Consider the following 23,871-nt stretch of genomic DNA (forward strand, 5'->3'; position numbering starts at 1 on the left):
GCGGTCCGCGCGCTCACGCGCGAGGGTGCGCCCGTCGGTACGCGGCGCGCACATGATCGTCGGCGAGGTGCGTGTAGATCTCGGTCGTCACCACGTTCGCGTGGCCGAGGAGCGCCTGGACGCTCCGGAGATCCGCGCCCCCCTCGAGCAGGTGCGTTGCAAAGGAGTGGCGGAGCTTGTGCGGCGAGCTCGGCTTGCCGATCCCCACGGCGCGCGCGTATCCCCCGAGGAGCTTCCACACCGCCTGCCGGGTGAGCGGCCCGCCGCGGGGGGACAGGAACAGCACCTGCGTCGCTGCGCTGCGCGGGTGCGTGGCGCGCGCCTCCAGGTAGGTGTCGATGGCCGCGAGCGCCGGCTCGCCGAGCGGCACGAGCCGCCGCTTCCCGCCCTTGCCGAGCGCCGTCACGATCCCCTTGCGCCGCTCGATGTCGGCGACCTTGAGGCGCACCACCTCGCTGACGCGCAGGCCGGCTGCGTACATCACGTGGAGCATCGCGCGATCGCGCAGCCCCTTGAAGGTCCCCTGCTCGGGCGCCTCGATGAGGAGCGCGATCTCGTCGAACGAGAGCACCTTGGGCAGCCGCCGCCCGACCCTGGGTCGCTCGATCAGCGCGCATGGATCCCGCTCGATGCAGCGCTCACGGAGCAGGAAGCGCATGAACCCGCGGACCGCAGAGAGGTGGCGAGCCGCCGAGCTCGCGCTGATACCCGCCTGACCGAGCGCGACCAGGTAGGTGCCGAGCAGCGCCTGGTCGATGCCGTCGACGGTCGAGATCCCGGTCGCCTCGGCATGGGCGACGAGCTTGGCGAGATCGTGCCCGTACGCCTCGAGCGTCAGGGGCGCCAGAGCCCGCTCGACGCGGAGGTGATCCAGGTATGCGTCCACCCAGGTCGCGAGGTCCACGGCCAACGCTACTGCGGAACCGGCCACGGACGCCAGAAAGCCGGGCGGAGCAGGTGCCCACAGGACGCCCCGGACGGCACCACGTCGTCCTTCCTTCCGGTCAGGAACCTCCCCGTCCTGGTTCCAGCCGGACGCGGAATGCGTCACAGTGGGCCTCGTGGTGTCAGCCTTCGAGGTCGTCGAGCCCCGCGGAGCGGAAAGCCCGGTCCTCGTCGAAGTACCGCACGCGGGTGTCCACATGGATCCCGAGTCGCTGTCCTGGACCATCGCGCCTGCGCGCAGCATCGGGCGCGACGCCGATCTCTACGTGGACGCGCTCTTCCAGGACGCTCCGGCCGAGGGAGCGACCCTCCTGTTCTCGCGGATGAGCCGGCTGGTCGTCGATCTCAACCGCAGCGAGTCCGACTGCGACGGCGATGCGGTCGAGGGCGGCGGTCGGGCGCCGTTCCCGAGGGGGCTCATCTGGCGCGTGACAACGGACGGCGAGCCCATCCTTGTCGCTCGACTTCCGAGGCGGGAGCTCGAGCGCCGGCTCGACCGCTTCTATCGCCCCTACCACCGTACCCTCAGCGAGATCCTCGCCCGCAAGCGCGAGCGCTTTGGCTTCGCGATCCTCCTCTGCGCCCACTCGATGCCGAGCCAGAGCCGCCGCGGCCATGCCGAGGGCGCGGTCGGCCGAGCCGACATCGTCCCCGGCACGCGCGGACGGACGACCGCCGCGAGCGCGGTGATCGACGCGGTCGATCAGCACGCGCGCGCCTGCCGCTTCTCCGTGCGTCATGACGACCCCTACAAGGGGGGGTTCAGTACCGCGCACTACGGCCAACCGCGCCGTGCCGTCCACGCCGTGCAGATCGAGATTGCACGCCGGCTGTACATGGACGAGCAATCCCTCGCCATGGATGGGCAAGGATTCACTACCGTGCGAGACTTCGGACGCACCCTGGTCGCGCGGCTCACCTCGGCCGAGCTGCTTGGTCAGCTCCGCAGCAACCCCATCGACGTCCGTGAGATCTGATCCAGCTCCAGCAATGGAAAAGCCTTACGGAGAGGCGAACCGCGACCGCCCGCCAGCGAGCCGTCGCGCGATCGCCGAACGGGACAAGGCAGCTCCAGCCCAGGCGGAGGGCGCCGCGGCCAGTGACAGCCCGGCCGAACCGCCCCCGGCAGGGCCTTCGGCGGCGCCGCCCGGCGCCGCGCCGGTCGAGCGGCTCTCCGGGTCGAGCCCAGCCATCTCGCTCGAGGAGACGCCGCCGAGCGCGCGCGAGCATGTCACCAAGCCGCTGCTCGCGTCCGAGGCGCTCATGGAGGACCTGGCGCCGATGCGTCCGGCGCAGGACGCGGCGCGGGTCTGGTGCGCCGTGGTGGGCGTGAGCTTCCTTCTGTTCGGTGGCCTGTCGGTCGCGGGGCTCCGCCCGGACGGCGTGGTCGCGGGGCCGCCTGCGTTCGTTCTGGGCATCGTCACGCTGTTCACCGCGCTCACGTCGGTGAGCTACAGGCAGCGCGCCGTCGCCATGGTGGTTCTGGGGACGATCGCGACCGTCATCGGCCTCCAGAGCTCCGGTCCCGCGGTCGGGTGGGGCGCTGCCCGGGCTGGGGCGGCGATAGCGCTGCCGGCGGCGCTCGTCTTCCGGTCCCGCTACAGGGCGTACACCGGCGCCCGGTGGCTGCTCGTCGTCGCGTTCCTTGTCGCGCTCCCCTCGTTCGGGCATGCCATCGCGCAGCTCGCCTTGCTCGACCCGCACCTGGGCCAGCTCGGCGCCCTGATGGTGATCCTGGCGGTGCTGTCGAGCCTCACCGGCTTCATGGGGTCGGAGACGACGGGCGCCGGTTCGTTCCTTGCGGTCGCGGTGGTGCTCGCCTTCACGGCCGACCTTGTCGTCGGCAGGCTCGCCCAGCTCAGCGCCTTCTCGCCGCGGGATCTCGTCAGCGTGCTCTCCGCAGGCCTGGCGTTCGCCGCGACGTCTGCGATCACGAGCCTTGGCCTGTTCCAGATCCTGGCCTGGCGTCTTGCCGCCGACGCCCGGCGTATCGATCTACACCGCCCCGAGAACGACAAGGAGGGCCGGGACCGGCGGCCGCCCTCGGGCGGCGAGTGGCTGACCTAGCTCCGCGGGCGGTCCACCGCCCCCTCCGCGGGCGATTTCCGGTGCATTGCGGCGAAGTACCCCCGGTGGACGCTTGACATGTCCCCCGGCTTCCTTCACTTTCCCGCGCTCCCGAGCCCCCCTGCTCCCCCGCGCAGGGCGTGCGCCCGGCCAGCTTGTTCGATACAGGATCGGGTACCGAGTCCGGTCCCCTTCCAACCGAGGACGTCATGGCGAAGAGCGACATCACTGGGAAGCGGAAGCTTCTGGCGCAGAATGTCTCCCACTCCAACATCAAGACGAAGCGCTGGCAGCTCGTGAACATCCAGACCCGGCGCGTCTGGGTCCCCGAGCTCAACCGCTTCGTGAAGCTCAACCTCACGACGCGTGACATCCGCACGATCGACAAGATCGGCGTCGTTGCCTACGCGAAGCGCTACGGCGTCACGCTCTAGCTGGAGCGGCGCTCGGTCGCGTCTGGAGCAGCGAGCCAGCGATAGCGACCCGGACGAGAAAACCGCCAGGACGCCAAGGGCACCAGGAGAACCGAGAGGTCCTCTCCGTGGTGTCCTTGGCGCTCTGGCGGTTTGATCACGTCTAGACCACCGTCGTGGCCTCCGCGCTGACGCATCCGCCGGAGGTATGGCGGCCGCTTCGGTCCGGCCGATCGCTCGGCTCCCCTGCGTCGGCTTCGGCCGATCGCTCGGTCAGCCTGCGCCGGCGTCGCCTCAGCCCTCTGCTGGCGGTGTCCGTACCCCTGCCATGAATCCGGCCGCGAGGCTGGCCGCGCGCGCGTCGCGGTCGTCGCGCAGGACGGCGAGGGCGCCGGCGGCGCTCAGCTGCGTGCGGACGTCGTGGAGGGCCGCCTCGAGCGCGTTGCCGCGGAGGAGCGCGCCGAGGGCGGTCACGTCGAGCTTGGACCTGCCGGTCACCGCGATCGCGGCCGCGAAGGCGCTGCGCTGGAGGATCGCGATCGGCGCCGCCGCCGGCAGGGGCGTGCCTGGGGCGAGGCGCGTGATTCCGCGGCGCACCGGGACGGCGTCGCGCCCGAGCACGATGTCGAGCTCGGGCACGGTGATCCCATCGTCGGTGCGCGCGTAGGCCAGCGCCGCCACGGTACCCCATCCGTCGCAGGCGACGATCGCATCCGCGGGTCGCACCAGGTCCCCGACCGGCCACGGCGCCTGGAGCGCTGTCGCGCCCTCCGCGATCGTGGTCGACGCGGCCTCCACCTCGGCCGGGACCGCCTCGGCCAGGTCTTCGGCGGTCAGGGTCCCACCGGCGACCGGCCCGCCCACGGCCAGCAGCGCCCGCTCCACGTCGCGCGCCCGGAGCGCTATCGCGCCGAGCGAGCCGACCTCGCGGAGCAGCTCGGCGCGCCCGCTCGCGCCCGCGCGCTCGGCTGCGGCCACGCCGGCCCGAACCAGCTCCCGGAGGCGCGCGCGCCCGAGGTAGCCGTGCAGCAGGACCAGCATCCCGAGCGAGCGCGGAACCGCGACGCGCGCGGCCTCCGGCACGCTTTGCCCGTCGACGAACCCGCGCGGGCGCGGCGCGCCGCGCCCGGGCTGGATCGCCCGTCCATCGAAGGCCCGCGCGCCCACGCCGACGCCTGCCGCAAGCGCGACGGCAGGCGCGAGCAGCACGTCGGGCTGCTCGCCAGCTGCGGCGAAGAAGCCGGCGATGATCGCATCGATCGCGCTGCCGGACGACTCGAGCGCGGCCCGAGCGGCCGAAGCCGCGAACGCATCACTCGCCGTAGCCGCCGCGCCGCGGATCACTGCTCCTCGTCCTCGGCGACGAGGGTGTTCGGCATAGGCATGGTAGGCCTTACCACGGCGGAAGCTGTTGAGCGATCGGGCTTGCGCGCGAGCGACGCCGCGAGCTGGGACTTGATCTGCGGCGCGCGGTCGCCCTCGACGACCAGGAACACCTCACGCCGTCCGCGCAGGCGATCGGCGACGCGCTCGAGCGCGGCCGCTCCCATCGACGACGACTTTCCGAGCGCGCGCAGCCGTGTGTAGACGATCGGCCCGGGCGGCGGCGCGTCGCGCGCGACGTCGAGCACCGGGAGGACCTTCGCGGCGCGCGCGGTCGCCACGATGTCGTCGCGCTCCCAGATCCCGGAGGGCTCCCAGCAGCGCACGACCCCTTCGGCGGGCAGACGCTCGAAGAGCGCCGCGAGCTTCTTGCGGTTGCTCGCCGTCGGGCGGAGCGACGGCGGCGTCTGGAGCACGACGCACCGGGCCTCGAGCACGGACGCCACCTCGAGCGAGGTCGACAGCGCTTCGTCGAGCTCGTCCCCGGCCACGAGCTCGCCGACCACGCGCGGCAGCACCACGCTGAAGACGAAGCCCGGCGGCACCGCTTTGCGCCACTTGCGCAGCGTGGTCGCGCGGGGCAGCGACGTATCGAGCGGACGGAGCTCGACCAGATCGAAGCGATCTTTGTACTTCTGGATATCCCCCTTGAGCGAGGGCAGTCCGACGAGGAGGCGGGCCATCAGCGCGGACTCTTAACCCAGGTTGCGCGCCGATGCAGCGCGTGGCCGACCGCGGCGTGATTTCTCATTTGAGGCTCAAAGTCCTTGATTTATTCGAAGTGGAACCACTGCGTCGGGTTCTCCCGCAGAAAGCGCTCCATCTCCGCCGTGATCTGCCGCGCCGCGACGTCGAGCTCGGACGGTCCTGGCCTCCTGGGCAGCGAGATGGGCGGCGCGATGCAGATCTCGTACTCCATGAAGCCGGTCCGCCGGGTGAACACCGGGACGATCGGCGCGCCGCTCACCGCGGCGAGCTGGAGCGGCCCCTCCGGGACGCGCCAGGGCATCCCGAAGAGCTCGACATCGCGCCCGCGCATCCCGGACGGGAGGCGATCGATCTGGATGGCCACGACGCCTTGCCGCCGCAGGTGCGCGAGCAGCGGGAGCACCGCGAGCGGATCGTCATCCACGTGCTGCATCCGCACGCCGACCCGATCGCGCGCGCCGTCCTGGATGGCCTGCGCCCGGCTGTCGCGCTCGCGCTGCATCACGATCAGCACGTCGGCCGCGTGCACCGAGCGCAGCAGCGGCGCCGCGGCCTGCCATCCGCCGGTGTGCGCCGTGACGACGATCACGCCGCGGCCGCGCCGGAACGCGCTCGTGAAGTGCTCGTCGTTCACGCACAGGCCGGTGAGCCGCTCGGACCGGCTGCTGCCCGCGATGAACGCGTCGGTGAGGCAGCTGGCGAAGTTGATGAACACCCGGGCGACGTCGCGGTACTCGTCGAGCGCCCCCCGCTCGCCGAGCGCCAGCCGCAGGTTCCTGCGCACGGCCCGCCGGTGCTCCGGCAGCACGGCCCCGCAGACGAGCCCGAACAGCGCGGGGCTGTGCCGGACGAGGAGATCTGGGCCGTAGGTCACCCCGGCGTCGACCGCACGCCGCCAGAGGACGGAGTCGTGCCGGCGCAGATCGTCGAGGAGCGCTCGGAGCCTGGGGGGGAGATCCACGTTCTTGCTCGTGCGCGCGGCGTCTTGCCGGCGAACACCGTAGCGGATCATCGGCCGCCCGCGAAGGGCGCCCGAGCACCGCCGCGCCTCGGCGCTACGATCGACCTCGACGCCCTCTGCGCCTCAACCTGCACCGGGATCCTCGAGCGACCCGGCAGGCTCCGCTGCGTCGGGGCTCGTCGACTCACCGCAGCCCGCGCGGCGCATGCCCCACGCGGCGACGGCGCGCACGGAGGGGTCGTCGTGGGTGAGCGCCGCGGCGAGCGCGCGCTTCGCGCTCGCCGCGGCCTCGCCTTCCGCCCCGCGCGCGAGCCGGTTCGCAGCGACGATGGTCGCGTTTCTGGCGAGCCCGCCGCGCCGCGCGCGCCGCACCGGCGTCCCGACGGTCAGCGCGTCGAACTCTTGCTCGTCCAGCGACGTGAGATCGTCGACGTCGCGCGCCTCCCATCGTGCGAGCGGATGGAACGGCGCGGTGCGATCGAGGGGCGGCGGCGCGGTCCTGTTGAACGGGCAGACCTCCTGGCACACGTCGCAGCCGAAGAGGTGCTCTCCCATGCCGGGCCGCAGCTCCTCGGCGGGCGCGCTTCGCTGCTCGATCGTCAGGTACGCGACGCAGCGCCGCGGATCGAGCACGAAGGGCGCATCGAACGCCTGCGTTGGGCACGCGTCGAGGCAGCGCGTGCACGAGCCACAGCGCTCTGCGATGGGCACGTCGGGGACGAGCGGCAGCGTGGTCACCACCTCGCCGAGCAGCTGGTAGCTCCCCTGCCCCGGCGTGATGAGCAGCCCGTTCTTGCCGACGAAGCCGAGGCCGGCGCGCACCGCCCAGACGCGCTCCATCACCGGCTCGACGTCGCAGAGCGGCCGCGCGAGGACGGACGGCGCGAGCGACCGGATGAACGACGCGAGCCGCCGCAGCCGGCGCTTCAGGTGGTTGTGATAGTCCTGGCCGCGCGCGTACCGCGCGATGATCTGCGCGAGCGAAGGGTCGCGCCCCTCGCTGTCCTTGGGCCGGGCATACCTGCGGCCGACGCACACGACCGAGCGCGCCCCCTCGAGGATCGCGCCGGTGTCCACCCGGCGCCGCTGCTCCGCGTACTCCGCGAGGTAGCCCATCTCCCCGTGCATGCCCCGCTCGATGAACTCGAGGTACCGCGCGTGCTCGACCCCGAGCGGCTCGTCCGCGCGCGCGACGCCGACGACGTCGAACCCGAGCGCGAACGCCTGCTCGCGCACCAGCCGATCGTGCGTCGGTCGCTCCGAGCTCGTCTCGTCTGCGGGACGGTGGGCCTCGCGCTTGCTCATGGCCGTAGGATGGACCGCGGGGCGGACGGCGGCGCTGGCGTCACGCTCGGCCGCCGCGCACCGCGAGGGCTCACCCGGCGTGCCAGTCGCCGAGCAGCCGATCGAGCGTGATCGCGCACGCCGCGCGCACGCTCAGGTGGTTGTAGCCGGTGGTCGCGGCCGCCCGGATGGGCTCGATCCGGAGATCGGCGTCGTCGATGATCTCTGGCGCGAGCCCCCAGCCTGTGCCGAACAGGATCAGCACCGGGCGGCTCGCCTGCGCGAGGCGCGCGCGGGTCGCTGCATAGCTCGTCACCTGGAGCCCTCGCGAGGCCGCCGCCGTCGTCCAGACCTCGACGCCGGGGCGCCCGGCGCTGCTCAGCGCGCCATACACGTCGTCCAGGCTCGAGACCACGCTCAGCACATCGAGCGCGACGGCGCGATCGGGGATCCGGCGCTTGCCGGAGCCGAGCACCCAGTGCTCCCTGATCCGCTCTGCCAGCGCGCGCTGTGCGGCCACCGGGTGCACGACGAACAGCCGCTCGGCCCCGTACGTGCGCGCGCTCCGCGCCATGTCGTGCAGATCGAGGTTCGTGATCGCGGTGGTCACCGTCTCGCCGGAGCGGTCGAGCACCGGGTAGTGGACGAGCGCGAGCGCGAGTCTCATCGTCGCACCTCGCCGCCCTCGTCCGGCGGAGGCTGTCCTCCGCGCGTCTTGCACCAGAGGTCGGGCCGGCGCTCGGCCGTGCGCTGCTCTGCCTGCGCCCGTCGCCAGCGAGCGATCACCGCGTGGTTCCCCTGCTGCAGCACCTCGGGCACCTTGTGTCCGCGGAACTCCACGGGGCGCGTGTACTGCGGGTACTCCAGGAGCCCGGACAGCGCGGGGCTATGCGACTCGTGCTCCGCCGACCCCGCGTTGCCCAGCACCCCTGGGAGCAAGCGCACGCACGCATCGATCACCGCCATCGCCGCCACCTCGCCGCCCGTCATCACGAAGTCGCCGAGCGAGATCTCCTCGTCGACGAACGCGCGCACCCGCTCGTCGAACCCCTCGTACCGGCCGCACACGAGCGCGACGGCAGGGCGCGCCGCGAGCTCGATGGCCTTCTCCTGGCGGAAAGGCTGCCCCTGCGGCGTGAGCAGCACCCGGTGCGCGCGCTGCGCAGGGCCCGAGGGCGCCGTCGCCTCTCCGGAAGGCGCGCCCGCCGGCTCGCCCTCGACGGCGGCCTCGTCGAGCGCCTCCAGGCAGCGGACGATGCAGTCGACGCGCATCACCATGCCCGAACCGCCGCCGTAGGGCGTGTCATCCACGCTCCGGTGCCGGCCGAGGCCGAACTCGCGCGGACTGCGCGTCCGGACCGCGAACGCGCCCGAAGCGAGCCCGCGCCCGACCATGCCGATCGCCAGAAATCCCTCGAAGAGCTCGGGAAACAGGGTGACTACATCGATGCGCATCGAACTTGCCGCGGCGGGCCGCCTCGCGCCGGACGGCGGCTCAGACGAGGCCTTCCAGCGTCACCAGCTGGACGATCTGCTGCTCCACGTCCACGCTGCCGACGAAGCTCTCGGTCAACGGGATCTCGATCGAATCTGCGCCGCGCCGCTCAACGACCAGCACGTCGCAGGTCGGGTACGACTGGAGCGACCTCACGTGCCCGAGCAGGTCGCCCTCTGGGGTCATCACGCGCGCCCCCTCGATGTCGCACGCGTAGAACTCGCCCTCGGAGAGCGGCGCGAACGCGTCCCGCGGCACGCACACCGCCGCGCCGCGCAGGGCCTCGGCCGCGTCCCGACCGTCGATCCCAGCGAGCCGCACGAGCAGCGCCTTGTCGGTGGGGCGCGCCGCGACGATCTTCGCGTCCCGCTCGGCGCCATCGGGGAGGCGCAGCCTGATCGGAGGCCGCGCGAGGAGCAGGTCGGATGATTCGTTGTAGATACGAAGCCGGAGCTCCCCCTGGACGCCATGCGGCCGGGCGATCTCCGCGACGGGGACGTAGCGTCGCTCCACCTTGGGTCCGCCTCAGTCGAGGATGTCGAGGTGTGCGCGCCGCCCCGACTTGCTCGCAGCGGCGCTCAGCAGTGTCCTGATCGACTGCGCGGTGCGCCCGTCCTTGCCGATCACCTTGCCGATGTCCTCGCGCGCGACCGTCAGCTCGATCCGGGGGAAGCGGTCGCCCGCCACCTCGCGAACGACGACCCGGTCCGGCTGGTCGACGAGCGCGCGGGCGACGAGCGCCACGAGATCGACCAGCGGAGACGTCGAGGAGACCATGCTACTTCGCGGCGTCCGCCGGAGCGGCTGCCTGGGCGAGCCCAGGGTGCTTCAGGAGCAGCGCCACCGTGTGCGTCGGCTGGGCGCCGTTCGAGATCCAGTGCCTCACGCGGGGCACATCGAGGCGGATCTCGGTCCTGCGCGGGTCGTACGTGCCCAACCGCTCGATGAACCGGCCGCCGCGCGGGCTGCGCTGGTCGGCGACGACGATGCGGTAGAAGGGCGTCTTCTTGGTGCCCGCGCGGGCGAGGCGAATATGAACGGCCATCTGTAGAACCTCGATCGATATGGAAGAGCCCGTGCTCACGTTGCGCACGGTCTGCTCTGAAGCGCCGGAGCGTAGCTTGTTCAGTGCTCGGCGCCAGAAGTGGGGGCGCAACCTAGGCGAAGTTCCCACCTCCGGTCAACCCCGCACGAACGTGGTCATCTCGACCAAGGACAATTTTTCGGCCCACGCCGCTCGGCGCCCTGCCGCGCACGGCGACCCAAGGACTGGGAGCGCGGACGCAGCAGACTGACCGGACGAGCTCGCTTCAGGCAACTTCAGGCAAGAAGACGAGCTCGCTTCAGGCAAGAAACGGAGCCCCATGCGCGCGCATCGAAGGATGCCAGTGTGCCCGTTTTTCGGGATTTACGGGGAGAGCGTGGAGGGTGTCGGGGACGTCCCGCGGACTTTGCGGGGCGGCGTCTCGCGTTTCCACGGGGACCGCGAAGGGGGCGTGCTACACGTGGTTTTAGCCCAGGTCGAGGATGATGACGCCCCGGTTGGGATCGTCCTCTTCAGTATCGGGAAGACGACGAGGAGCGGGGTAGCGTTCGATCGGCAGCTCGAGGCGCGGTCGAATTTCTTCGCTTCTTGACCGATCCTTCTCTTCTTCGCGCTGCCGTATTTGCTCGATGATGAACGGAGGAAGCATCGACTAACCCCGTAGAGTGCTCGGCCGAGTTGGTCGAACGAGGCCTGCGAGAAAGCACCCCGCTCTTACAAAGCGAATCTAGCAATGTGAGATGGCGGGTCAAGGTTATCGCTCGGGCTGACAGTGGTATGTTCGCGGCGCTCATGACGCGGCACGGCGCGTGGCTTGCGCACGCATCCTTCGAATTTCACAGGGATCATCGGCGTCTGTCGGTGCGCCGGCGGGCCACATCCTGCTCCCTCCGGATCGCGCTGATCGCGCTGATCGCCCTGATGGCGCTGCTCGCGCCCGCCCGAACAGCGAGCGCTGCCTTCGACGTGAACGACACGAGCTGGGAGGGGTGCTCGGAGTTTCTCGAGATCGCGCGCGCGGAGCTCGGCGTCGCCAGGGTCCACCCCGTCGCTGTGCTCGACTGGAGCCAGGTCGGCCCGGAGGACGGCATCCTCGTGCTCCATCCGCAGCAGGCGCTCGACGCTGACGAGACGACCTCGTTCATGAAGGCCGGCGGGCGGCTCGCCATCGTCGACGATTTCGGCCGCGGCGACGACACGCTCCGGCGGTTCCAGATCGAGCGCGTCCCGACGCCAGCCCGGCCGCTCGCCGCGCTCCGGAACCGCCCCGCCCTCGCCATCGCGGAGCCCGTCGCCGACGCCGTCGGGGGCAACTCCATCGGTCGGCACCCCGTCGTCAGCCACGTCGAGCGGCTCGTCACGAACCACGCGACCGGCCTCCGGCACCCGAACCTCTCGCCCGTGCTGCGGATCCGCGCCGTCAGCGAGCCGGACGTGATCGTCGCCGTCGCCGGGCAGGTCGGCAAGGGCCGGCTCTTCGCGATGGGCGACCCGTCGGCGCTGATGAACATGATGCTCCGGTACCCGGGCAACCGCGCCTTCGCCTCGGGCCTGACCCGCTACCTGGTCGACGAGGATGGCGCGGAGCCGCGCCGAGGCCGCCTCTACATCGTCGCGAACCGGTTCGACGAAGAGAGCTCGTTCGGCGGCGAGACGTCGCTCCGCAAGGACTTCGACGCGCAGCTCAAGGCGCTCGCGAACGCCGTCGAGGACGCCCGCCGCGACGGGCTCCCCGGCGGCGCCCTCCTCGCCCTCGCCGCCCTCGCCGGCCTCGCCCTCGCGATCTGGACCGCGCGCGCCTCGGCGAAGCCCTACCGAGGCCCGCTCCCTCGATACGCCCGTCCCACGCCGCTCGTCGCGCAGGGGGGCGCCGCCGGGCGCTTCGCCGTCCTCGCCGCCCCCTCGTCCCCGCGCGGGCTCGCGTTCCTCGAGCTGAAGAGCGCGCTCTTCGAGGCCCTGTCCGTGCGCTTCGGTCTCGAGGCCAACCCGGCGCAGGAGACGGTCGCGCGGCTCGTGGCCCGAGAGGGATCTCTTGACGAGCGAGCCCTCTCGGCTTTCAAGGAGGTTCTGGGCACCATGTACCGAGTCGAAGCGTCCGTCGTCGCCGGCAAGCCGGCGAGCGTGTCCAGGCCCGCGCTCCTGCACGCCGCCGGCGTCGTGCGGAGCGTCCTCGCCGCCTGCGGCGCCGACGGCCGGAGGCCACCGCGGGGGCCTCACCCCGGCGCGCCTGCCGACCCTTCGACGGCGTCCCCGGAGGCGCGGCCCTCACCGGCGGAAGCGAAGCTCGCAACACCACCCTCTGACAAAGGCGCTCGATGAACCAGGTTCAGGCCGTCGCCGTCGACGAAATCTCCGCTGCCAGGGAGCGGATCGAGGCGGTCCGGCGGGAGATCACGCGCGTTTACATCGGATCGCCGCGCGCGATCGATCTGATGCTCACCGCCCTGCTCGCGCAGGGGCACGTGCTGCTGGAAGGCGTGCCCGGCGTCGCGAAGACCACGCTGGTCAAGGCGTTCGCGGCGGCGCTGGGCGCGTCCGTCCGGCGGATCCAGTTCACGCCCGACCTCCTGCCCGCCGACATCACGGGGACGTACGTCCTGTCGCCCAAGGAGGGGACCTTCACGCTGCGCCCCGGCCCGATCTTCGCGAACCTCGTGCTCGCTGACGAGATCAACCGCGCCCCGGCGAAGACCCAGTCGGCGCTCCTCGAGGCCATGCAGGAGCGGCAGGTGACGATCGAGGGCGATCGCTTCGAGCTGCCGTCGCCCTTCATGGTGCTGGCGACGCAGAACCCGATCGATCTCGAGGGGACCTACCCGCTGCCGGAGGCGCAGATCGACAGGTTCCTCATCCGCGTGAGCATCGGCTACCCGCAGCACAAGGACGAGGTGGCGATGCTCCGCGCGCACAACGTCGAGCCGCCGCGGGCGCGCGCGACGCTCGCCGTCCAGGACCTCCTCATGCTGCAGGGCGTCGCGCGACGGATCCACGTCGAGGAGGACCTGTACGACTACGCGGTGAACCTCACGGGGTTCACGCGGACGCACCCTCGCGTGCTGCTCGGCGCATCGCCGCGCGCCACGCTCGCGCTGCTCCAGGCGGCCAAGGCGGCGGCGGTGATCGGCGGGCGCCCGTTCGTGACCCCGGACGACGTGCGCGGCATGGCGCCCGCGGCGCTCGCGCACCGCCTGGTGCTCGTGCCCGAGGCCGACGTGGATCCGAAGGCGCGCGACGCGATCATCGACGAGGCGGTGCAGCGCGTGGGTTACCGGCGCGCGGCGCGGCCGGCGTAGATCCCCCATGCAGCTCTATCCCACGCGCACCGCCGCCCACCTGGCCATCGCCGGCGTCGCGGTCATGGGCGCAGGGCTCATCGCGCGCGAGCCGGCGATCGTCGGCTGGGGCGGGGCGATCCTGGTCGCGATCGCGCTCGCCCGCGGCGTGACGCTTGTGTCGGTGGCGCGCATCCGCGCGGCCGGGTTCGAGATGCTCTGGAGCGGCTCGCGGCGTGTCCTCCGGTCCGCGCGCGGAGGCACCGTGGAGATCGAGGCCGAGGTGCGGAACCGCGACACGCTCGCGGCCCGCTACGTGAAGCTGCGCGCGATCGCCTCGTCGCAGCTCGACGTGCGCATCGAGCCGAGCCGAGGAGAGGTCTCCGCCTCGGGGCGGCTCAAGGTGAAGGTCGTCGTGCGCACGCCGCGCGTCGGCCAGCACGGGCTGCACGGGCTCGCGCTCGAGGTGCACGGCGCCCCAGGCCTCTTCGAGGTGCCCCTGACCTTCGCGAACCCGTACGGGATCGAGGTCCTCCCGCGGCCCTTCATGGCGTACCTCACGCAGCCGCGCGGCGGGCGCAGCCACCTGCTCGCGGCCTCCGGCAAGCCCGGGCGCGTGCGCGGCGAAGGCGACGACCTGCGCGAGCTGCGAGAGCACCAGCCGGGGGATCCCTTCCGGAAGATCGCGTGGAAGGCGAGCGCGCGCCGCGGCACGCTGCTCGTGCGGGAGTTCGAGCGCGAGGAGCGGGATGTGGTCTGGATCCTCGTCGACGCGGCCGTGGAGCTCTGGGCGGGCCCGCTCGGCCGCGCTCCGCTCGATCTCATGATCGACGAGGCCTCGGCCGTCGCCACGAGGCACCTCGGGCGCGGCGATCGCGTCGGGCTCATCCTCCTGGCGCCCGGCCCTCGCGTGACGATCACGCCCGACCACGGCCCTGGGCACGGCCAGAAGATCGCGCATGCGCTCACCGTCGGGTGCGGCACGTACGACGCGGATCGGAGCGAGCTCGACGAGGCGGACGTCGCTGCGCGCGTCCTCGAGCACCTCAGGCCGCTCGACGCGCGAGGCCTCGATGACCTGCGCCGCGGCGACCTCGACCGGCTGGCCGCCCGCGCCGAGTCGATGCGCGCCCGTGCGCCGTTCTCGGCGCCGGCGCCGCTCGGGCGCTCGCAGCGCGAGCGCACGCTGCGCCGCTACCTCGCGAGCTACGGCATCGAATCGCCCGCGCGGTCCGAGCTGGATCGACGCGATCCCACCGTGACCGTCGCGGAGTCGCTCACGCACATCGCGCGCAGCAAGCCGCGCGCGAGCATGGTCTACGTCCTGGCGCCGCCGCCCGCCGACGCGCAGCTGAGCCGGCTCTCGGAGGCGGTGCGACGGCTCTCGCGGAAGGCGATCCACGTGATGTGGACGCTCCCCGATCTCGAGCCGGGGCTCGCTCCTCCCTGGGAGGCGCCGCGACCGCTGGAGAGCGACGGGGACGAGCAGCAGAGGAGCCCCACGCCGGCAGACAAGGCGTTCCAGGAGCTCGCGCCCATCGCGGCCGAGGCCGTGCTCATCCGCGCGCGGGTGGCGCAGACCCGCCGCGAGGCGGTGCTCCGCAAGGTCGGCGTGCGCGTCGCGCGGCTTCGCTCCACGCCCGCGGCCGCGCCGAGCGCAGCCGCTGCAGCGCCCCACGAAGGGGCGCCCCCACCGCAGACCTGAGGTCGAGGGATGTCCATCGCAGAGCTCTTGCGCGCACGCGGCCTCTCCCCGAAGAAGGGGTTCGGACAGAATTTCCTCGTCGACGTCGAGGCGGCGCGCCGGATCGCCGAGGCAGCCACGACGCCGCCAGGTGGCGCGGTGCTCGAGATCGGGGCGGGGCTCGGCGCGCTCACGCGGCCGCTCCTCGCTCGCGCCGCGCACGTCGTCGCGATCGAGCGTGATCGCGACCTCGTCCCGATCCTCCGCGAGCAGCTCGCCGACCCGATCGAGGGCGGCCGGTTGACGTTGCTCGAGGCCGACGCCGCGCAGGTCGACTGGGTCGCGTCGCTCTCCGGTCACGCGCGCCCGCACACGGTGGCCGGCAACCTCCCGTACCAGCTCACCGGCCGGCTCCTCGAGCAGGCCACCACCATCGCGGACCAGATCGATCGCGCGGTCTTCATGGTGCAGCTGGAGGTGGCGGAGCGCCTCGTCGCCGCCCCGGGCAGCGGCGACTACGGCGCGCTCTCGGTCTTCGCGCAGGCCGCGTTCGACGTGCGCCGCCTCCTGATCGCGCGCGCCGGCGCGTTCTACCCGAGGCCGGAGGTCAACTCCGCCGTCGTCGTCCTGACGCCGTCGCGCCCGCGGCGCGCCGAGGAGACGGACGCCTTCCGCGCCGCCGTGCGCGCCGCCTTCTCGGCCCGCCGCAAGACGCTCCGGAACGCCTGGAAGAACCTCTACGGCTGGTCGTCCCAGGAGCTCGAGCGCCACGCGAAGGACGCCGGCATCTCGCTCGACGCGCGCGGCGAGACGCTCAGCGTCGAGGCGTTCGCGCGGATCGCCGCCCTCCGAGATCGCTGACCGCAGCCGCACACGGGCGTTCCCTCCCCGAGGAGAGGGTCGCGAGGCACGGGACCCCGCATGAGAACCCAGGGCCTGAGGCCGTGCCCCCCCACCACGAAGCGTCGGCACGAAGCGCGGCAGGATTTCTGGCGCGCAGCCACTAGTCGGACGCGCAGGTCCATGCTAGTGGGCCGCGCGACTCGTCAAAGCTCGTACGAGGAGGACTCCCGCTCCATGGTTGTTGGAAAGATCACCCAGGTCATCGGACCGGTCGTCGACGTCGATTTTCCGTCCGGCCAGCTACCCAAGATTCTGAACGCGCTCAAGCTGAGCAACCCGAGCATCTCGGCCGAGCCCGACAACCTCGTGCTCGAGGTCGCCCAGCACCTCGGCGAGTCGACGGTGCGCACCATCGCGATGGACTCCACCGACGGCCTCGTGCGCGGGATGGAAGTCCGCGACACGGGCAAGCCCATCATGGTCCCGGTCGGCAACGAGTGCCTCGGCCGGATCCTGAACGTCGTCGGCGTACCGATCGATGACGCCGGCCCCGTGCATGCCAAGAAGCTGTCGCCGATCCACAGGGAGCCGCCCCCGTTCATCGAGCAGTCGACCAAGGTCGAGGTCTTCGAGACGGGCATCAAGGTCATCGACCTGATCGCCCCCTACCGCAAGGGCGGCAAGATCGGCCTCTTCGGCGGCGCCGGCGTCGGCAAGACGGTGCTCATCCTGGAGCTCATCAACAACGTCGCGAAGGCGCACGGCGGCGTGTCCGTCTTCGCCGGCGTCGGTGAGCGGACGCGCGAGGGCAACGACCTCTTCCTCGAGATGAGCGAGTCGAAGCTCGCGGACGGCAGCCCTGTCATCTCGAAGGCTGCGCTCATCTACGGCCAGATGAACGAGCCGCCGGGCGCTCGCGCCCGCGTCGCGCTCTCGGCGCTCGCCGTCGCCGAGCACTTCCGTGACGAGGAGGGCCAGGACGTGCTCCTGTTCGTCGACAACATCTTCCGGTTCACCCAGGCGGGCTCCGAGGTGAGCGCGCTCCTCGGGCGTATTCCGAGCGCCGTCGGTTACCAGCCGACCCTCTCGACGGAGATGGGCGCCTTCCAGGAGCGCATCACCTCGACGACGAAGGGCTCCGTGACCAGCGTGCAGGCGATCTACGTCCCCGCCGACGACCTGACCGATCCGGCGCCGGCCACGGCCTTCGCCCACCTCGACGCGACCACCGTTCTCTCGCGCGCGATCTCGGAGCTCGGCATCTATCCGGCCGTCGATCCGCTCGACTCGAACTCGACGATGCTCGATCCCCAGATCGTCGGCGAGAAGCACTACTCCGTCGCGCGGCGCGTGCAGCAAACGCTCCAGCGCTACAAGGATCTCCAGGACATCATCGCCATCCTCGGGATGGACGAGCTCAGCGAGGACGACAAGCTCGTCGTGTCGCGCGCCCGCAAGATGCAGAAGTTCCTGTCGCAGCCGTTCTTCGTCGCGGCCCAGTTCACCGGGCTCGAGGGCAAGCTCGTCTCGCTCAAGGACACGATCTCGGGCTTCGAGGAGATCCTGGACGGAAAGCTCGACCACATCGCGGAGCAGGATTTCTACATGGTAGGCAATATCGACGAGGTGAAGGCTCGAGCGTCGAGGAAGGCGGCCTGACGCGGCCATGGCCGATACAATCCTCCTCGAAATCGTGACGCCCACCGGCGTCGCGCTGCGCGAGCAGGTCACGGACGTGACCGCACCGAGCGTCGCCGGCGAGTTCGGTGTGCTCCCGGGTCACCTGCCTCTGCTCGCCGCCCTCCGGACCGGCCTCGTGACGTACCACCAGAACGGCCAGGAGCACCGCCTGGCCGTTCATCACGGATTCGTCGAGGTCGTCAGCGATACGGCGCTGCTGCTCACCGAGCGCTTCGCCAAGAAGGATGATGTCGACGTCGTGCGGGTGCGCCTCCGGCTCAAGGAGGTCGATGCAGAGCTCGACCACTGGCAAGGCGACCTGACTGATCCGCGCCGCCGCGAGCTCATCGAAGAGGAGCAGTGGCTCGCCACCGAGCTCGAGCTCATCGGCGATCCGCCTCCTCCGATGGTTCGCGAGGATACGCGGTTCCTCGCCGACCACGCCGAGGCGCCGTCGATCGAGGAGATGGTCGAGGCCTCCCAGCCCGACGAGAGCCTCACGGACCACAAGAGACCCGGCTCTCCGTTCCCCGATCCGAAGTGACGTACCTGGCGGCTACCGCCTTGCGCGCGCGGCCGCCGCACAGGACACTGTTCTCCACACAGGCCGCGAGGGTCTTGGGGATCTCCCGCCTCGCGAGCTACCCGCACCGCCAAGGCGCTGGCGCAAACGGCGCCACGCTGTCTGGGTCCACCCGTGATGTTCTGCGGGCCCCGCGCGCACGGGGCCACCAAGGCAGCCCATGATCACTCCGGAGACGATCGCGCTCGTGAAAGAGCGCACGGATCTCGTAGCGCTCATCGGCGAAAGCGTGCGCCTCACGCGCCGCGGGCTCTCCTTCGTCGGGCTCTGCCCCTTTCACAAGGAGAAGACGCCCAGCTTCCACGTGAACGCGAACCGCGGGTTCTATCACTGCTTCGGCTGCAAGGAGACCGGCAGCGCCATCGACTTTGTGATGAAGCTCGAGGGCCGGACGTTCGCCGAGGCGGTGCGCGCGCTCGCCGAGCGCGCCGGCATCGAGGTGGCGGAGTCGCTGACCGACGCCGAGCGGCGCGAGGCGCAGGCGGCGCGCAAGTCGAAGGACGACCTCTACGCCGTCAACCACCTCGCCGCGACGTTCTTCGAGCACAGCCTCCGCGGTGGCCCGGGCAGCGGCCCCCATCCGCTCGCGCGCTACGCCCACGAGGAGCTCGTGCGACGCGGGCTGCCGCTCCGCGACGGCGATGGCGGCGTCGACCCGATCTCCGATGCCCTCCAGGCGTTCCGGATCGGCTACGCCCCGTTCGGCTGGGACGCGCTCGCGACCTACCTGCGGCAGCAAGGCATCTCCCCGGTCCTCGCGGAGCGCGTCGGGCTCCTCGTGCCGCGCTCCTCGGGGAGCGGCCATTACGACCGCTTCCGCCACCGGCTCATGTTCGCCGTGACCGACGTGATGGGCCGGGTGATCGCGTTCAGCGGGCGCGCGTTGCCCGATCCGAGCCCCGCGGAGCTCTCGTCGCTCAGCCTCACCGGCCCTGCGCCGCAGACCGACGGCGCGCCGGCCAAGTACATCAACAGCCCCGAGTCGCCGATCTACACGAAGGGAGAGCACCTCTTCGGGCTCTACCAGGCGCGCCAGGCGATCCGGCAGCGCGGCGAGGGGGTCCTCGTGGAGGGCAACTTCGACGTCGTCGCGCTCCACGCGCGCGGCATCGGCCACGCGGTCGCTCCGCTCGGGACCGCGTTCACGCCGGCACAGGCGAAGCTCATCAAGCGCTTCGCGCCCGTGGTCATCCTGCTCTTCGACGGCGACGCGGCCGGCAAGAAGGCCACGCGCGCGGCGCGCTCCCCGTGCCGCGAGGCGGGGCTCAGCGCGCGCGTCGCCGTGCTGCCGGCCGGCGTCGATCCCGACGATCTCGCTCGCGAGCACGGCCCGGAGGCGGTCGCGCGCATCCTGAAGGGCGCGCGCGGCCTGCTCGAGCACGTCATCGACGAGGCGCTCGACGGCGACAGCTTCGGCGGCTCGTCGCTGCCCGAGCAGCTCGCTCGCGTACGCGCCGTGGCCGCGTTGCTGGCCGACGAGGACGACCCGAACCTCAGGATGATGGCGAAGCTCTACGCCGATCGTGTCTCCTCGAAGCTCGTCATCGGCGGTCGCTCACCCGACGACCTCCGGCAGCTCGAGCGCGTCGTCGAGGAGTCCCTTTCCCGGCCGCGGAACCAGCCCAGCCGCGAGGTGACCCCCTCCGGACAGACGACCGAGACGTGGGAGCACGCGCGCTCACGCGCGCAGGTCCCGGAGGTCAGCCTCGAGATCCTTGGCGCGATCCTCGATTTTCCCGAGCTCATGGCCGACGATGAGGTGCAGACCGCGCTGGAATGCCTCGAAGGCGAGGTCGCCCTGGCAATTGCCACAGCGCGTCAAAATTTCACATTTGAAATGGGTCTTGCCGCCGGCGAATTTCTTGCGCAAGTCCCGGCTCCGATCCATTCATTCGCGGCTGGACGGCTGGTCTCGCCTGTCTTCGAAGCGGCCTCAACGGCCAAGGCGACGCTCTTGGAGAACTCACAAAAGTTGAGCAGGCAGGCCCTGGCGCGACAGAAGGCGGCCGTCATGAGCCAGCTCCAGAAGAGCGCGGTCGATGCCGATGCTGAAAACGCTTTGTTGCGTGAGCTATTCCAGCGGAGAGCGGGGGGGCTCGGTCTTCCTTGATGCGTTCCGTGTCGCCCCTACGTGGCGACCCGACGTGCGGATCCCTAGGGTTTGTCGGAATCATTTGGTGTCTTGTCGGTCGCGGCGAGCTGGTCGCCGTAAGTGGAGCATGAGGTAATGGCGAGCAAGGCCAAGCAATCTTCCGGTCGGGCAGGCGGGGTCGCAAGGGCGGCGGGGGGCGGCGCGCTGAACGGCGCGCGGCACGCATCGACACGCGGGCACGCTGAGGCAGGAGCACGCCCAAGCAACAAAGGAGACGCGGGCATCCGAGCCGAGCGGTCCGAGAAGGACCGGAAGACCCTGGAAAAACTCGTCGAGACCGGCAAGAGCAAAGGCTTTCTCACCTACGACGAGGTGAACGACGCGCTCCCCGCGGACGTCGCGCCCGATCAGCTGGACGACGTGGTGGGCGCCCTCGGCGACGAGGACATCGAGATCGTCGACGGCGCGACCCAGGTGAAGATCGCGCCGAAGCGCATCGCGGACGAGGAGGCGGGCGAGAAGAAGCTTGTCGTCACGCCCGACCGCGAGGAAGAGGACGTCGACTACTACTCGAAGTCGAACGATCCCGTCCGGATGTACCTCCGCAAGATGGGCAGCGTCTCGCTGCTCACCCGCGAGGGCGAGGTCGAGATCGCGAAGCGGATCGAGATCGGCGAGCAGAAGGTCAACGCCGCGATCCTCGACTCCCCCATCGCCGTCCGCGAGATCATCGATCTCGGCGAGAAGCTCCGGAAGCACAAGATCCGGGTGAAGGAGCTCATCAAGGACGCCGAGAACGACGACCAGGAGTTCGACGAGGAAGAGGCCGACCGGCGCATCATCCGCCTCATCGACAAGGTGAAGCGCGTCGACAAGAAGAAGGCGGAGCTCGTCGAGGAGCGCAAAGACGTAAAGACCGAGGTCCGCCGCAAGCAGATCGACGTCGAGGTCACGCAGGCGACAGCCGAGCTCGTGACGACGCTCGAGGAGATGCGCCTCAACAAGCGGACGATCGACAAGATCGTCCAGAAGCTGAAGAGCCTCATCTCGAAGGTCGAGAAGGCCGAGGCCGGCGCGACCGAGCTGGAGCGCCGCACGGGGCTCTCGAAGGGCGAGCTCAAGCGCGAGCTCATCAAGGTGAAGGGCAACCGCGCCCTCGAGGGTCGCCTCGCCAAGAAGCTCAACGTCAACCGCGAGGAGCTCAACGACTTCGAGTCGACCATCAAGAACGCCCAGAAGGGCCTGAAGAAGGTCGAGGAAGAGCTCAACATCGACGTCCTGGCGATCCGCGACACCTACGAGAACATCCGCGAAGGCGAGCGGATGGCGGAGCGCGCCAAGGCGGAGCTGGTCGAGGCGAACCTCCGCCTCGTGGTCTCCATCGCGAAGAAGTACACGAACCGCGGGCTCCAGTTCCTGGACCTCATCCAGGAAGGCAACATCGGCCTCATGAAGGCCGTCGACAAGTTCGAGTACAAGCGCGGCTACAAGTTCTCGACGTACGCGACGTGGTGGATCCGGCAGGCGATCACCCGCGCGATCGCGGACCAGGCGCGGACGATCCGCATCCCGGTCCACATGATCGAGACGATCAACAAGCTCATCCGCACCTCGCGCTACCTCGTACAGGAGTACGGCCGCGAGCCGACCCCCGAGGAGATCGCCGAGAAGATGGAGCTCCCGCTCGACAAGGTGCGGAAGGTCCTGAAGATCGCGAAGGAGCCGATCTCGCTCGAGACCCCGATCGGCGAGGAGGAGGACTCGCACCTCGGCGACTTCATCGAGGACAAGAGCGTGATCTCGCCGGCGGAGGCGGTGATCAACATGAACCTCGCCGAGCAGACCCGGAAGGTCCTGAAGACGCTGACGCCGCGCGAGGAGAAGGTGCTCCGGATGCGCTTCGGCATCGGCGAGAAGAGCGACCACACCCTCGAAGAGGTCGGTCAGGACTTCGAGGTCACCCGCGAGCGCATCCGGCAGATCGAGGCCAAGGCGCTCCGCAAGCTCCGGCACCCCAGCCGGTCGAAGCAGCTCAAGAGCTTCATCGACAGCTAGTCCGTGGGCTGGCCTGCTCGGCATCCGATGGCAGCCTCTGCGCGCGCACCGCGCGGCCGGGCTCTCCCCGGCGAGCCGCGCGCTCGCGCGGGGAGGAGCCCGCTCGGCGCGCAGCGCGCCGTCGCGGCCTTCCTCGTGGTCGCCGGCGCGCTCCATGGCGCCGGTTGCGGCAAGACCATGTCCGAGGAGGACTGCCGCAGGGTCGGCGAAGCCATGCGCGCCGCGTGGACGGCGGAGGTGAGGCGGGTGGGGCCGGCGGAGCCAGGGGGCTCGGGGAAGGCGACGGTTGTGCTCGCGAGCGAGGGTGAGCGGCTCTCGTCGGAGTGGACGTCCGACTGCAAGCGGGAGCTCACCGGGAGCGAGGTGGACCCGGGCGAGCTCGACTGCCTCACGCGCGTGAAGACGCTCGAAGAGCTCCGTCGGTGCGCCGCGCCGTGAACGCCGGCGCGCGCGCCGAACAGGCGTGACGGGCGCGCCGCGACGACTTCAGTTCAGGTAGCGCTTGTCCTTCGGGGGGTCCTTCTGGCCGCCGGGGATGACCCGGAGCGAGGCGCCCCCGGCGCGGCCGCGCGCCGCGGGTACGCGGCGGAGCGCGACGGACTGCGCCTGCAGCTGGCGGAAACGCATCCGCAGGTAGAAGCGCCGCAGCGGGGAGAAGTCGCCGAAGAGGTAGCCCGCCAGCATGCCGCCGAACGGCGTGATCAGCCCCTCGTGAGGCGCGCGCATGGAGATGACGTTGAGCACCGAGATGGCGAAGATGAAGACGAGCAGCATCGTGCCCGTCACGGGGAGGACGAAGAAGAGACGGACCGTGGTGTGCCGGTGCGCGAGCGCCCACGCGACGGCGACCGCCTCGATCATCCCGAGCCCGCCGTAGAATACGGGCTGCGCCACCTTCGGGAAGAGCGCGCCCACCGCCACCTGGAGCGCGAACGCGAAGGCCGCGGAGCCGAACAGGAACGCCAGCATCCGGCCGACGCCCCAGCGCTCCTCGAGCGAGGTGCCGAGGAAGTACAGGCCGAGCAGCGTCATGACGAAGTGCCACGGATCGCTCGGGCTGTGGATGAGCGGCGCGGTGAGCAGCCGCCACACCTGACCGTGGAGGACCCGATCGCTGATGCCAACGAACGGCGCGAGCACGCCTTCCCCCGCGCCCCCCCAGTTCAGCCCGAGGGTGAACATCACCCAGATACAGCCGATCGCGATCATCATCCCCAGCAGGGCCTTGCCTGGTTTGGGGAACCCCATTGAGCTGTGCTCCGGGCGCATAGCTTTCCACCTAACAGCCGCGCCCCCGCCGGGCAACCGCCGCCCCCTTACTTTACGGCGATTCGCCCCCCGGCCAGCGCCCGCACGACGAG

24 protein-coding genes are annotated in these 23,871 nt (G+C 71.0%); 12 read left to right on the forward strand and 12 right to left on the reverse strand.

Features of this window, described 5'->3' with window-relative positions; genetic code table 11:
* Nucleotides 1–13: 13 nt before the first annotated feature.
* Nucleotides 14–904: a site-specific tyrosine recombinase XerD gene (xerD, locus tag WMF28_RS22165; RefSeq protein WP_437595235.1), complete on the reverse strand. Its 891-nt coding sequence runs from the start codon at nt 902–904 to the stop codon at nt 14–16.
* Nucleotides 905–1,064: 160 nt separating this feature from the next.
* Here xerD and WMF28_RS22170 point away from each other — a divergent pair, with 160 nt between their 5' ends.
* The 3 genes from WMF28_RS22170 (at nt 1,065) to rpmB (ending at nt 3,446) form a co-directional block, all read left to right on the forward strand.
* On the forward strand, nt 1,065–1,922 hold the full coding sequence (locus tag WMF28_RS22170; RefSeq protein ID WP_437604297.1) for an N-formylglutamate amidohydrolase: 858 nt from the start codon (nt 1,065–1,067) through the stop codon (nt 1,920–1,922).
* Nucleotides 1,923–1,935: 13 nt separating this feature from the next.
* Nucleotides 1,936–3,012, forward strand: coding sequence for a hypothetical protein (locus tag WMF28_RS22175; protein ID WP_437595236.1), 1,077 nt, complete (start codon nt 1,936–1,938; stop codon nt 3,010–3,012).
* Nucleotides 3,013–3,221: 209 nt separating this feature from the next.
* Complete coding sequence (rpmB, locus tag WMF28_RS22180) at nt 3,222–3,446, forward strand: 50S ribosomal protein L28 (protein WP_020737334.1); 225 nt, start codon at nt 3,222–3,224, stop codon at nt 3,444–3,446.
* Between the two features lie 273 nt (nt 3,447–3,719).
* On the opposite strand, the gene WMF28_RS22185 is transcribed toward rpmB, so the two are convergent.
* The 10 genes from WMF28_RS22185 to WMF28_RS22230 all read right to left on the reverse strand — a co-directional run bounded on the left by WMF28_RS22185 (nt 3,720) and on the right by WMF28_RS22230 (nt 10,950).
* A complete protein-coding gene (locus tag WMF28_RS22185) occupies nt 3,720–4,769 on the reverse strand; it encodes a hypothetical protein (RefSeq protein WP_437595237.1) in 1,050 nt (349 codons plus the stop codon).
* Complete coding sequence (locus WMF28_RS22190; protein ID WP_437595238.1) at nt 4,766–5,491, reverse strand: DUF72 domain-containing protein; 726 nt, start codon at nt 5,489–5,491, stop codon at nt 4,766–4,768. The genes WMF28_RS22185 and WMF28_RS22190 overlap by 4 nt, the downstream gene beginning before the upstream one ends.
* A gap of 89 nt (nt 5,492–5,580) precedes the next feature.
* Nucleotides 5,581–6,528, reverse strand: coding sequence for a lysophospholipid acyltransferase family protein (locus tag WMF28_RS22195; protein WP_437595239.1), 948 nt, complete (start codon nt 6,526–6,528; stop codon nt 5,581–5,583).
* 72 nt (nt 6,529–6,600) lie between these two features.
* Nucleotides 6,601–7,782, reverse strand: a complete 1,182-nt coding sequence (gene queG, locus WMF28_RS22200; protein ID WP_437595240.1) for a tRNA epoxyqueuosine(34) reductase QueG — start codon at nt 7,780–7,782, stop codon at nt 6,601–6,603.
* A 70-nt stretch (nt 7,783–7,852) separates the two neighbouring features.
* Nucleotides 7,853–8,428: an RNA methyltransferase gene (locus WMF28_RS22205; protein WP_437595241.1), complete on the reverse strand. Its 576-nt coding sequence runs from the start codon at nt 8,426–8,428 to the stop codon at nt 7,853–7,855.
* Nucleotides 8,425–9,216 carry a tRNA (guanosine(37)-N1)-methyltransferase TrmD gene (gene trmD / locus WMF28_RS22210; protein WP_437595242.1) on the reverse strand — a complete coding sequence of 264 codons (792 nt, stop codon included), beginning with the start codon at nt 9,214–9,216 and terminating at the stop codon, nt 8,425–8,427. The genes WMF28_RS22205 and trmD overlap by 4 nt, the downstream gene beginning before the upstream one ends.
* Before the next feature lie 40 nt (nt 9,217–9,256).
* A complete protein-coding gene (rimM, locus tag WMF28_RS22215; RefSeq protein ID WP_437595243.1) occupies nt 9,257–9,769 on the reverse strand; it encodes a ribosome maturation factor RimM in 513 nt (170 codons plus the stop codon).
* Nucleotides 9,770–9,781: 12 nt separating this feature from the next.
* Complete coding sequence (locus tag WMF28_RS22220) at nt 9,782–10,033, reverse strand: KH domain-containing protein (protein ID WP_437572994.1); 252 nt, start codon at nt 10,031–10,033, stop codon at nt 9,782–9,784.
* A 1-nt stretch (nt 10,034) separates the two neighbouring features.
* A complete protein-coding gene (gene rpsP / locus WMF28_RS22225; protein WP_012237071.1) occupies nt 10,035–10,301 on the reverse strand; it encodes a 30S ribosomal protein S16 in 267 nt (88 codons plus the stop codon).
* 466 nt (nt 10,302–10,767) lie between these two features.
* Entirely contained in the window at nt 10,768–10,950 is a 183-nt protein-coding gene (locus WMF28_RS22230; protein WP_437475505.1) for a hypothetical protein, read from the reverse strand.
* A 212-nt stretch (nt 10,951–11,162) separates the two neighbouring features.
* Here WMF28_RS22230 and WMF28_RS22235 point away from each other — a divergent pair, with 212 nt between their 5' ends.
* From WMF28_RS22235 to WMF28_RS22275, 9 genes are all read left to right on the forward strand, one after another.
* Entirely contained in the window at nt 11,163–12,620 is a 1,458-nt protein-coding gene (locus WMF28_RS22235; RefSeq protein ID WP_437595244.1) for a DUF4350 domain-containing protein, read from the forward strand.
* Nucleotides 12,617–13,594 carry an AAA family ATPase gene (locus tag WMF28_RS22240; protein ID WP_437595245.1) on the forward strand — a complete coding sequence of 326 codons (978 nt, stop codon included), beginning with the start codon at nt 12,617–12,619 and terminating at the stop codon, nt 13,592–13,594. Before WMF28_RS22235 ends, WMF28_RS22240 begins: the two co-directional genes overlap by 4 nt.
* 7 nt (nt 13,595–13,601) lie before the next feature.
* The gene (locus WMF28_RS22245) at nt 13,602–15,278 is read left to right on the forward strand and encodes a DUF58 domain-containing protein (RefSeq protein WP_437595246.1); all 1,677 of its coding nucleotides are present in this window, start codon (nt 13,602–13,604) and stop codon (nt 15,276–15,278) included.
* 9 nt (nt 15,279–15,287) lie between these two features.
* The gene (rsmA, locus tag WMF28_RS22250) at nt 15,288–16,118 is read left to right on the forward strand and encodes a 16S rRNA (adenine(1518)-N(6)/adenine(1519)-N(6))-dimethyltransferase RsmA (protein ID WP_437595247.1); all 831 of its coding nucleotides are present in this window, start codon (nt 15,288–15,290) and stop codon (nt 16,116–16,118) included.
* A 216-nt stretch (nt 16,119–16,334) separates the two neighbouring features.
* Nucleotides 16,335–17,759 carry a F0F1 ATP synthase subunit beta gene (gene atpD / locus WMF28_RS22255; RefSeq protein WP_437595248.1) on the forward strand — a complete coding sequence of 475 codons (1,425 nt, stop codon included), beginning with the start codon at nt 16,335–16,337 and terminating at the stop codon, nt 17,757–17,759.
* Nucleotides 17,760–17,766: 7 nt separating this feature from the next.
* Complete coding sequence (gene atpC, locus WMF28_RS22260; protein WP_437595249.1) at nt 17,767–18,324, forward strand: ATP synthase F1 subunit epsilon; 558 nt, start codon at nt 17,767–17,769, stop codon at nt 18,322–18,324.
* Between the two features lie 199 nt (nt 18,325–18,523).
* Nucleotides 18,524–20,473: a DNA primase gene (gene dnaG / locus WMF28_RS22265; RefSeq protein ID WP_437595250.1), complete on the forward strand. Its 1,950-nt coding sequence runs from the start codon at nt 18,524–18,526 to the stop codon at nt 20,471–20,473.
* A gap of 117 nt (nt 20,474–20,590) precedes the next feature.
* Nucleotides 20,591–22,510 (forward strand): RNA polymerase sigma factor RpoD, encoded by a 1,920-nt coding sequence (gene rpoD, locus WMF28_RS22270; RefSeq protein ID WP_437595251.1) that lies wholly within the window; start codon nt 20,591–20,593, stop codon nt 22,508–22,510.
* 27 nt (nt 22,511–22,537) lie between these two features.
* Nucleotides 22,538–22,948, forward strand: coding sequence for a hypothetical protein (locus tag WMF28_RS22275; protein WP_437595252.1), 411 nt, complete (start codon nt 22,538–22,540; stop codon nt 22,946–22,948).
* Nucleotides 22,949–22,996: 48 nt separating this feature from the next.
* Here WMF28_RS22275 and WMF28_RS22280 read toward each other — a convergent pair whose 3' ends face one another.
* Nucleotides 22,997–23,758, reverse strand: a complete 762-nt coding sequence (locus WMF28_RS22280) for a rhomboid family intramembrane serine protease (protein ID WP_437595253.1) — start codon at nt 23,756–23,758, stop codon at nt 22,997–22,999.
* Nucleotides 23,759–23,871 lie beyond the last annotated feature (113 nt).

Source organism: Sorangium sp. So ce590, from assembly GCF_051521365.1.
Taxonomy (GTDB): Bacteria; Myxococcota_A; Polyangia; order Polyangiales; family Polyangiaceae; genus Sorangium.

Coding starts and splice junctions, on each gene's coding strand:
- WMF28_RS22175 (WP_437595236.1), top strand. CDS start 1,936: ATGGAAAAGCCTTACGGAGAGGCGAACCGCGACCGCCCGCCAGCGAGC.
- rpmB (WP_020737334.1), top strand. CDS start 3,222: ATGGCGAAGAGCGACATCACTGGGAAGCGGAAGCTTCTGGCGCAGAAT.
- WMF28_RS22190 (WP_437595238.1), bottom strand. CDS start 5,491: ATGGCCCGCCTCCTCGTCGGACTGCCCTCGCTCAAGGGGGATATCCAG.
- WMF28_RS22195 (WP_437595239.1), bottom strand. CDS start 6,528: ATGATCCGCTACGGTGTTCGCCGGCAAGACGCCGCGCGCACGAGCAAG.
- queG (WP_437595240.1), bottom strand. CDS start 7,782: ATGAGCAAGCGCGAGGCCCACCGTCCCGCAGACGAGACGAGCTCGGAG.
- WMF28_RS22205 (WP_437595241.1), bottom strand. CDS start 8,428: ATGAGACTCGCGCTCGCGCTCGTCCACTACCCGGTGCTCGACCGCTCC.
- trmD (WP_437595242.1), bottom strand. CDS start 9,216: ATGCGCATCGATGTAGTCACCCTGTTTCCCGAGCTCTTCGAGGGATTT.
- WMF28_RS22220 (WP_437572994.1), bottom strand. CDS start 10,033: ATGGTCTCCTCGACGTCTCCGCTGGTCGATCTCGTGGCGCTCGTCGCC.
- rpsP (WP_012237071.1), bottom strand. CDS start 10,301: ATGGCCGTTCATATTCGCCTCGCCCGCGCGGGCACCAAGAAGACGCCC.
- WMF28_RS22230 (WP_437475505.1), bottom strand. CDS start 10,950: ATGCTTCCTCCGTTCATCATCGAGCAAATACGGCAGCGCGAAGAAGAG.
- WMF28_RS22240 (WP_437595245.1), top strand. CDS start 12,617: ATGAACCAGGTTCAGGCCGTCGCCGTCGACGAAATCTCCGCTGCCAGG.
- WMF28_RS22245 (WP_437595246.1), top strand. CDS start 13,602: ATGCAGCTCTATCCCACGCGCACCGCCGCCCACCTGGCCATCGCCGGC.
- rsmA (WP_437595247.1), top strand. CDS start 15,288: ATGTCCATCGCAGAGCTCTTGCGCGCACGCGGCCTCTCCCCGAAGAAG.
- atpD (WP_437595248.1), top strand. CDS start 16,335: ATGGTTGTTGGAAAGATCACCCAGGTCATCGGACCGGTCGTCGACGTC.
- atpC (WP_437595249.1), top strand. CDS start 17,767: ATGGCCGATACAATCCTCCTCGAAATCGTGACGCCCACCGGCGTCGCG.
- dnaG (WP_437595250.1), top strand. CDS start 18,524: ATGATCACTCCGGAGACGATCGCGCTCGTGAAAGAGCGCACGGATCTC.
- rpoD (WP_437595251.1), top strand. CDS start 20,591: ATGGCGAGCAAGGCCAAGCAATCTTCCGGTCGGGCAGGCGGGGTCGCA.
- WMF28_RS22275 (WP_437595252.1), top strand. CDS start 22,538: ATGGCAGCCTCTGCGCGCGCACCGCGCGGCCGGGCTCTCCCCGGCGAG.
- WMF28_RS22280 (WP_437595253.1), bottom strand. CDS start 23,758: ATGGGGTTCCCCAAACCAGGCAAGGCCCTGCTGGGGATGATGATCGCG.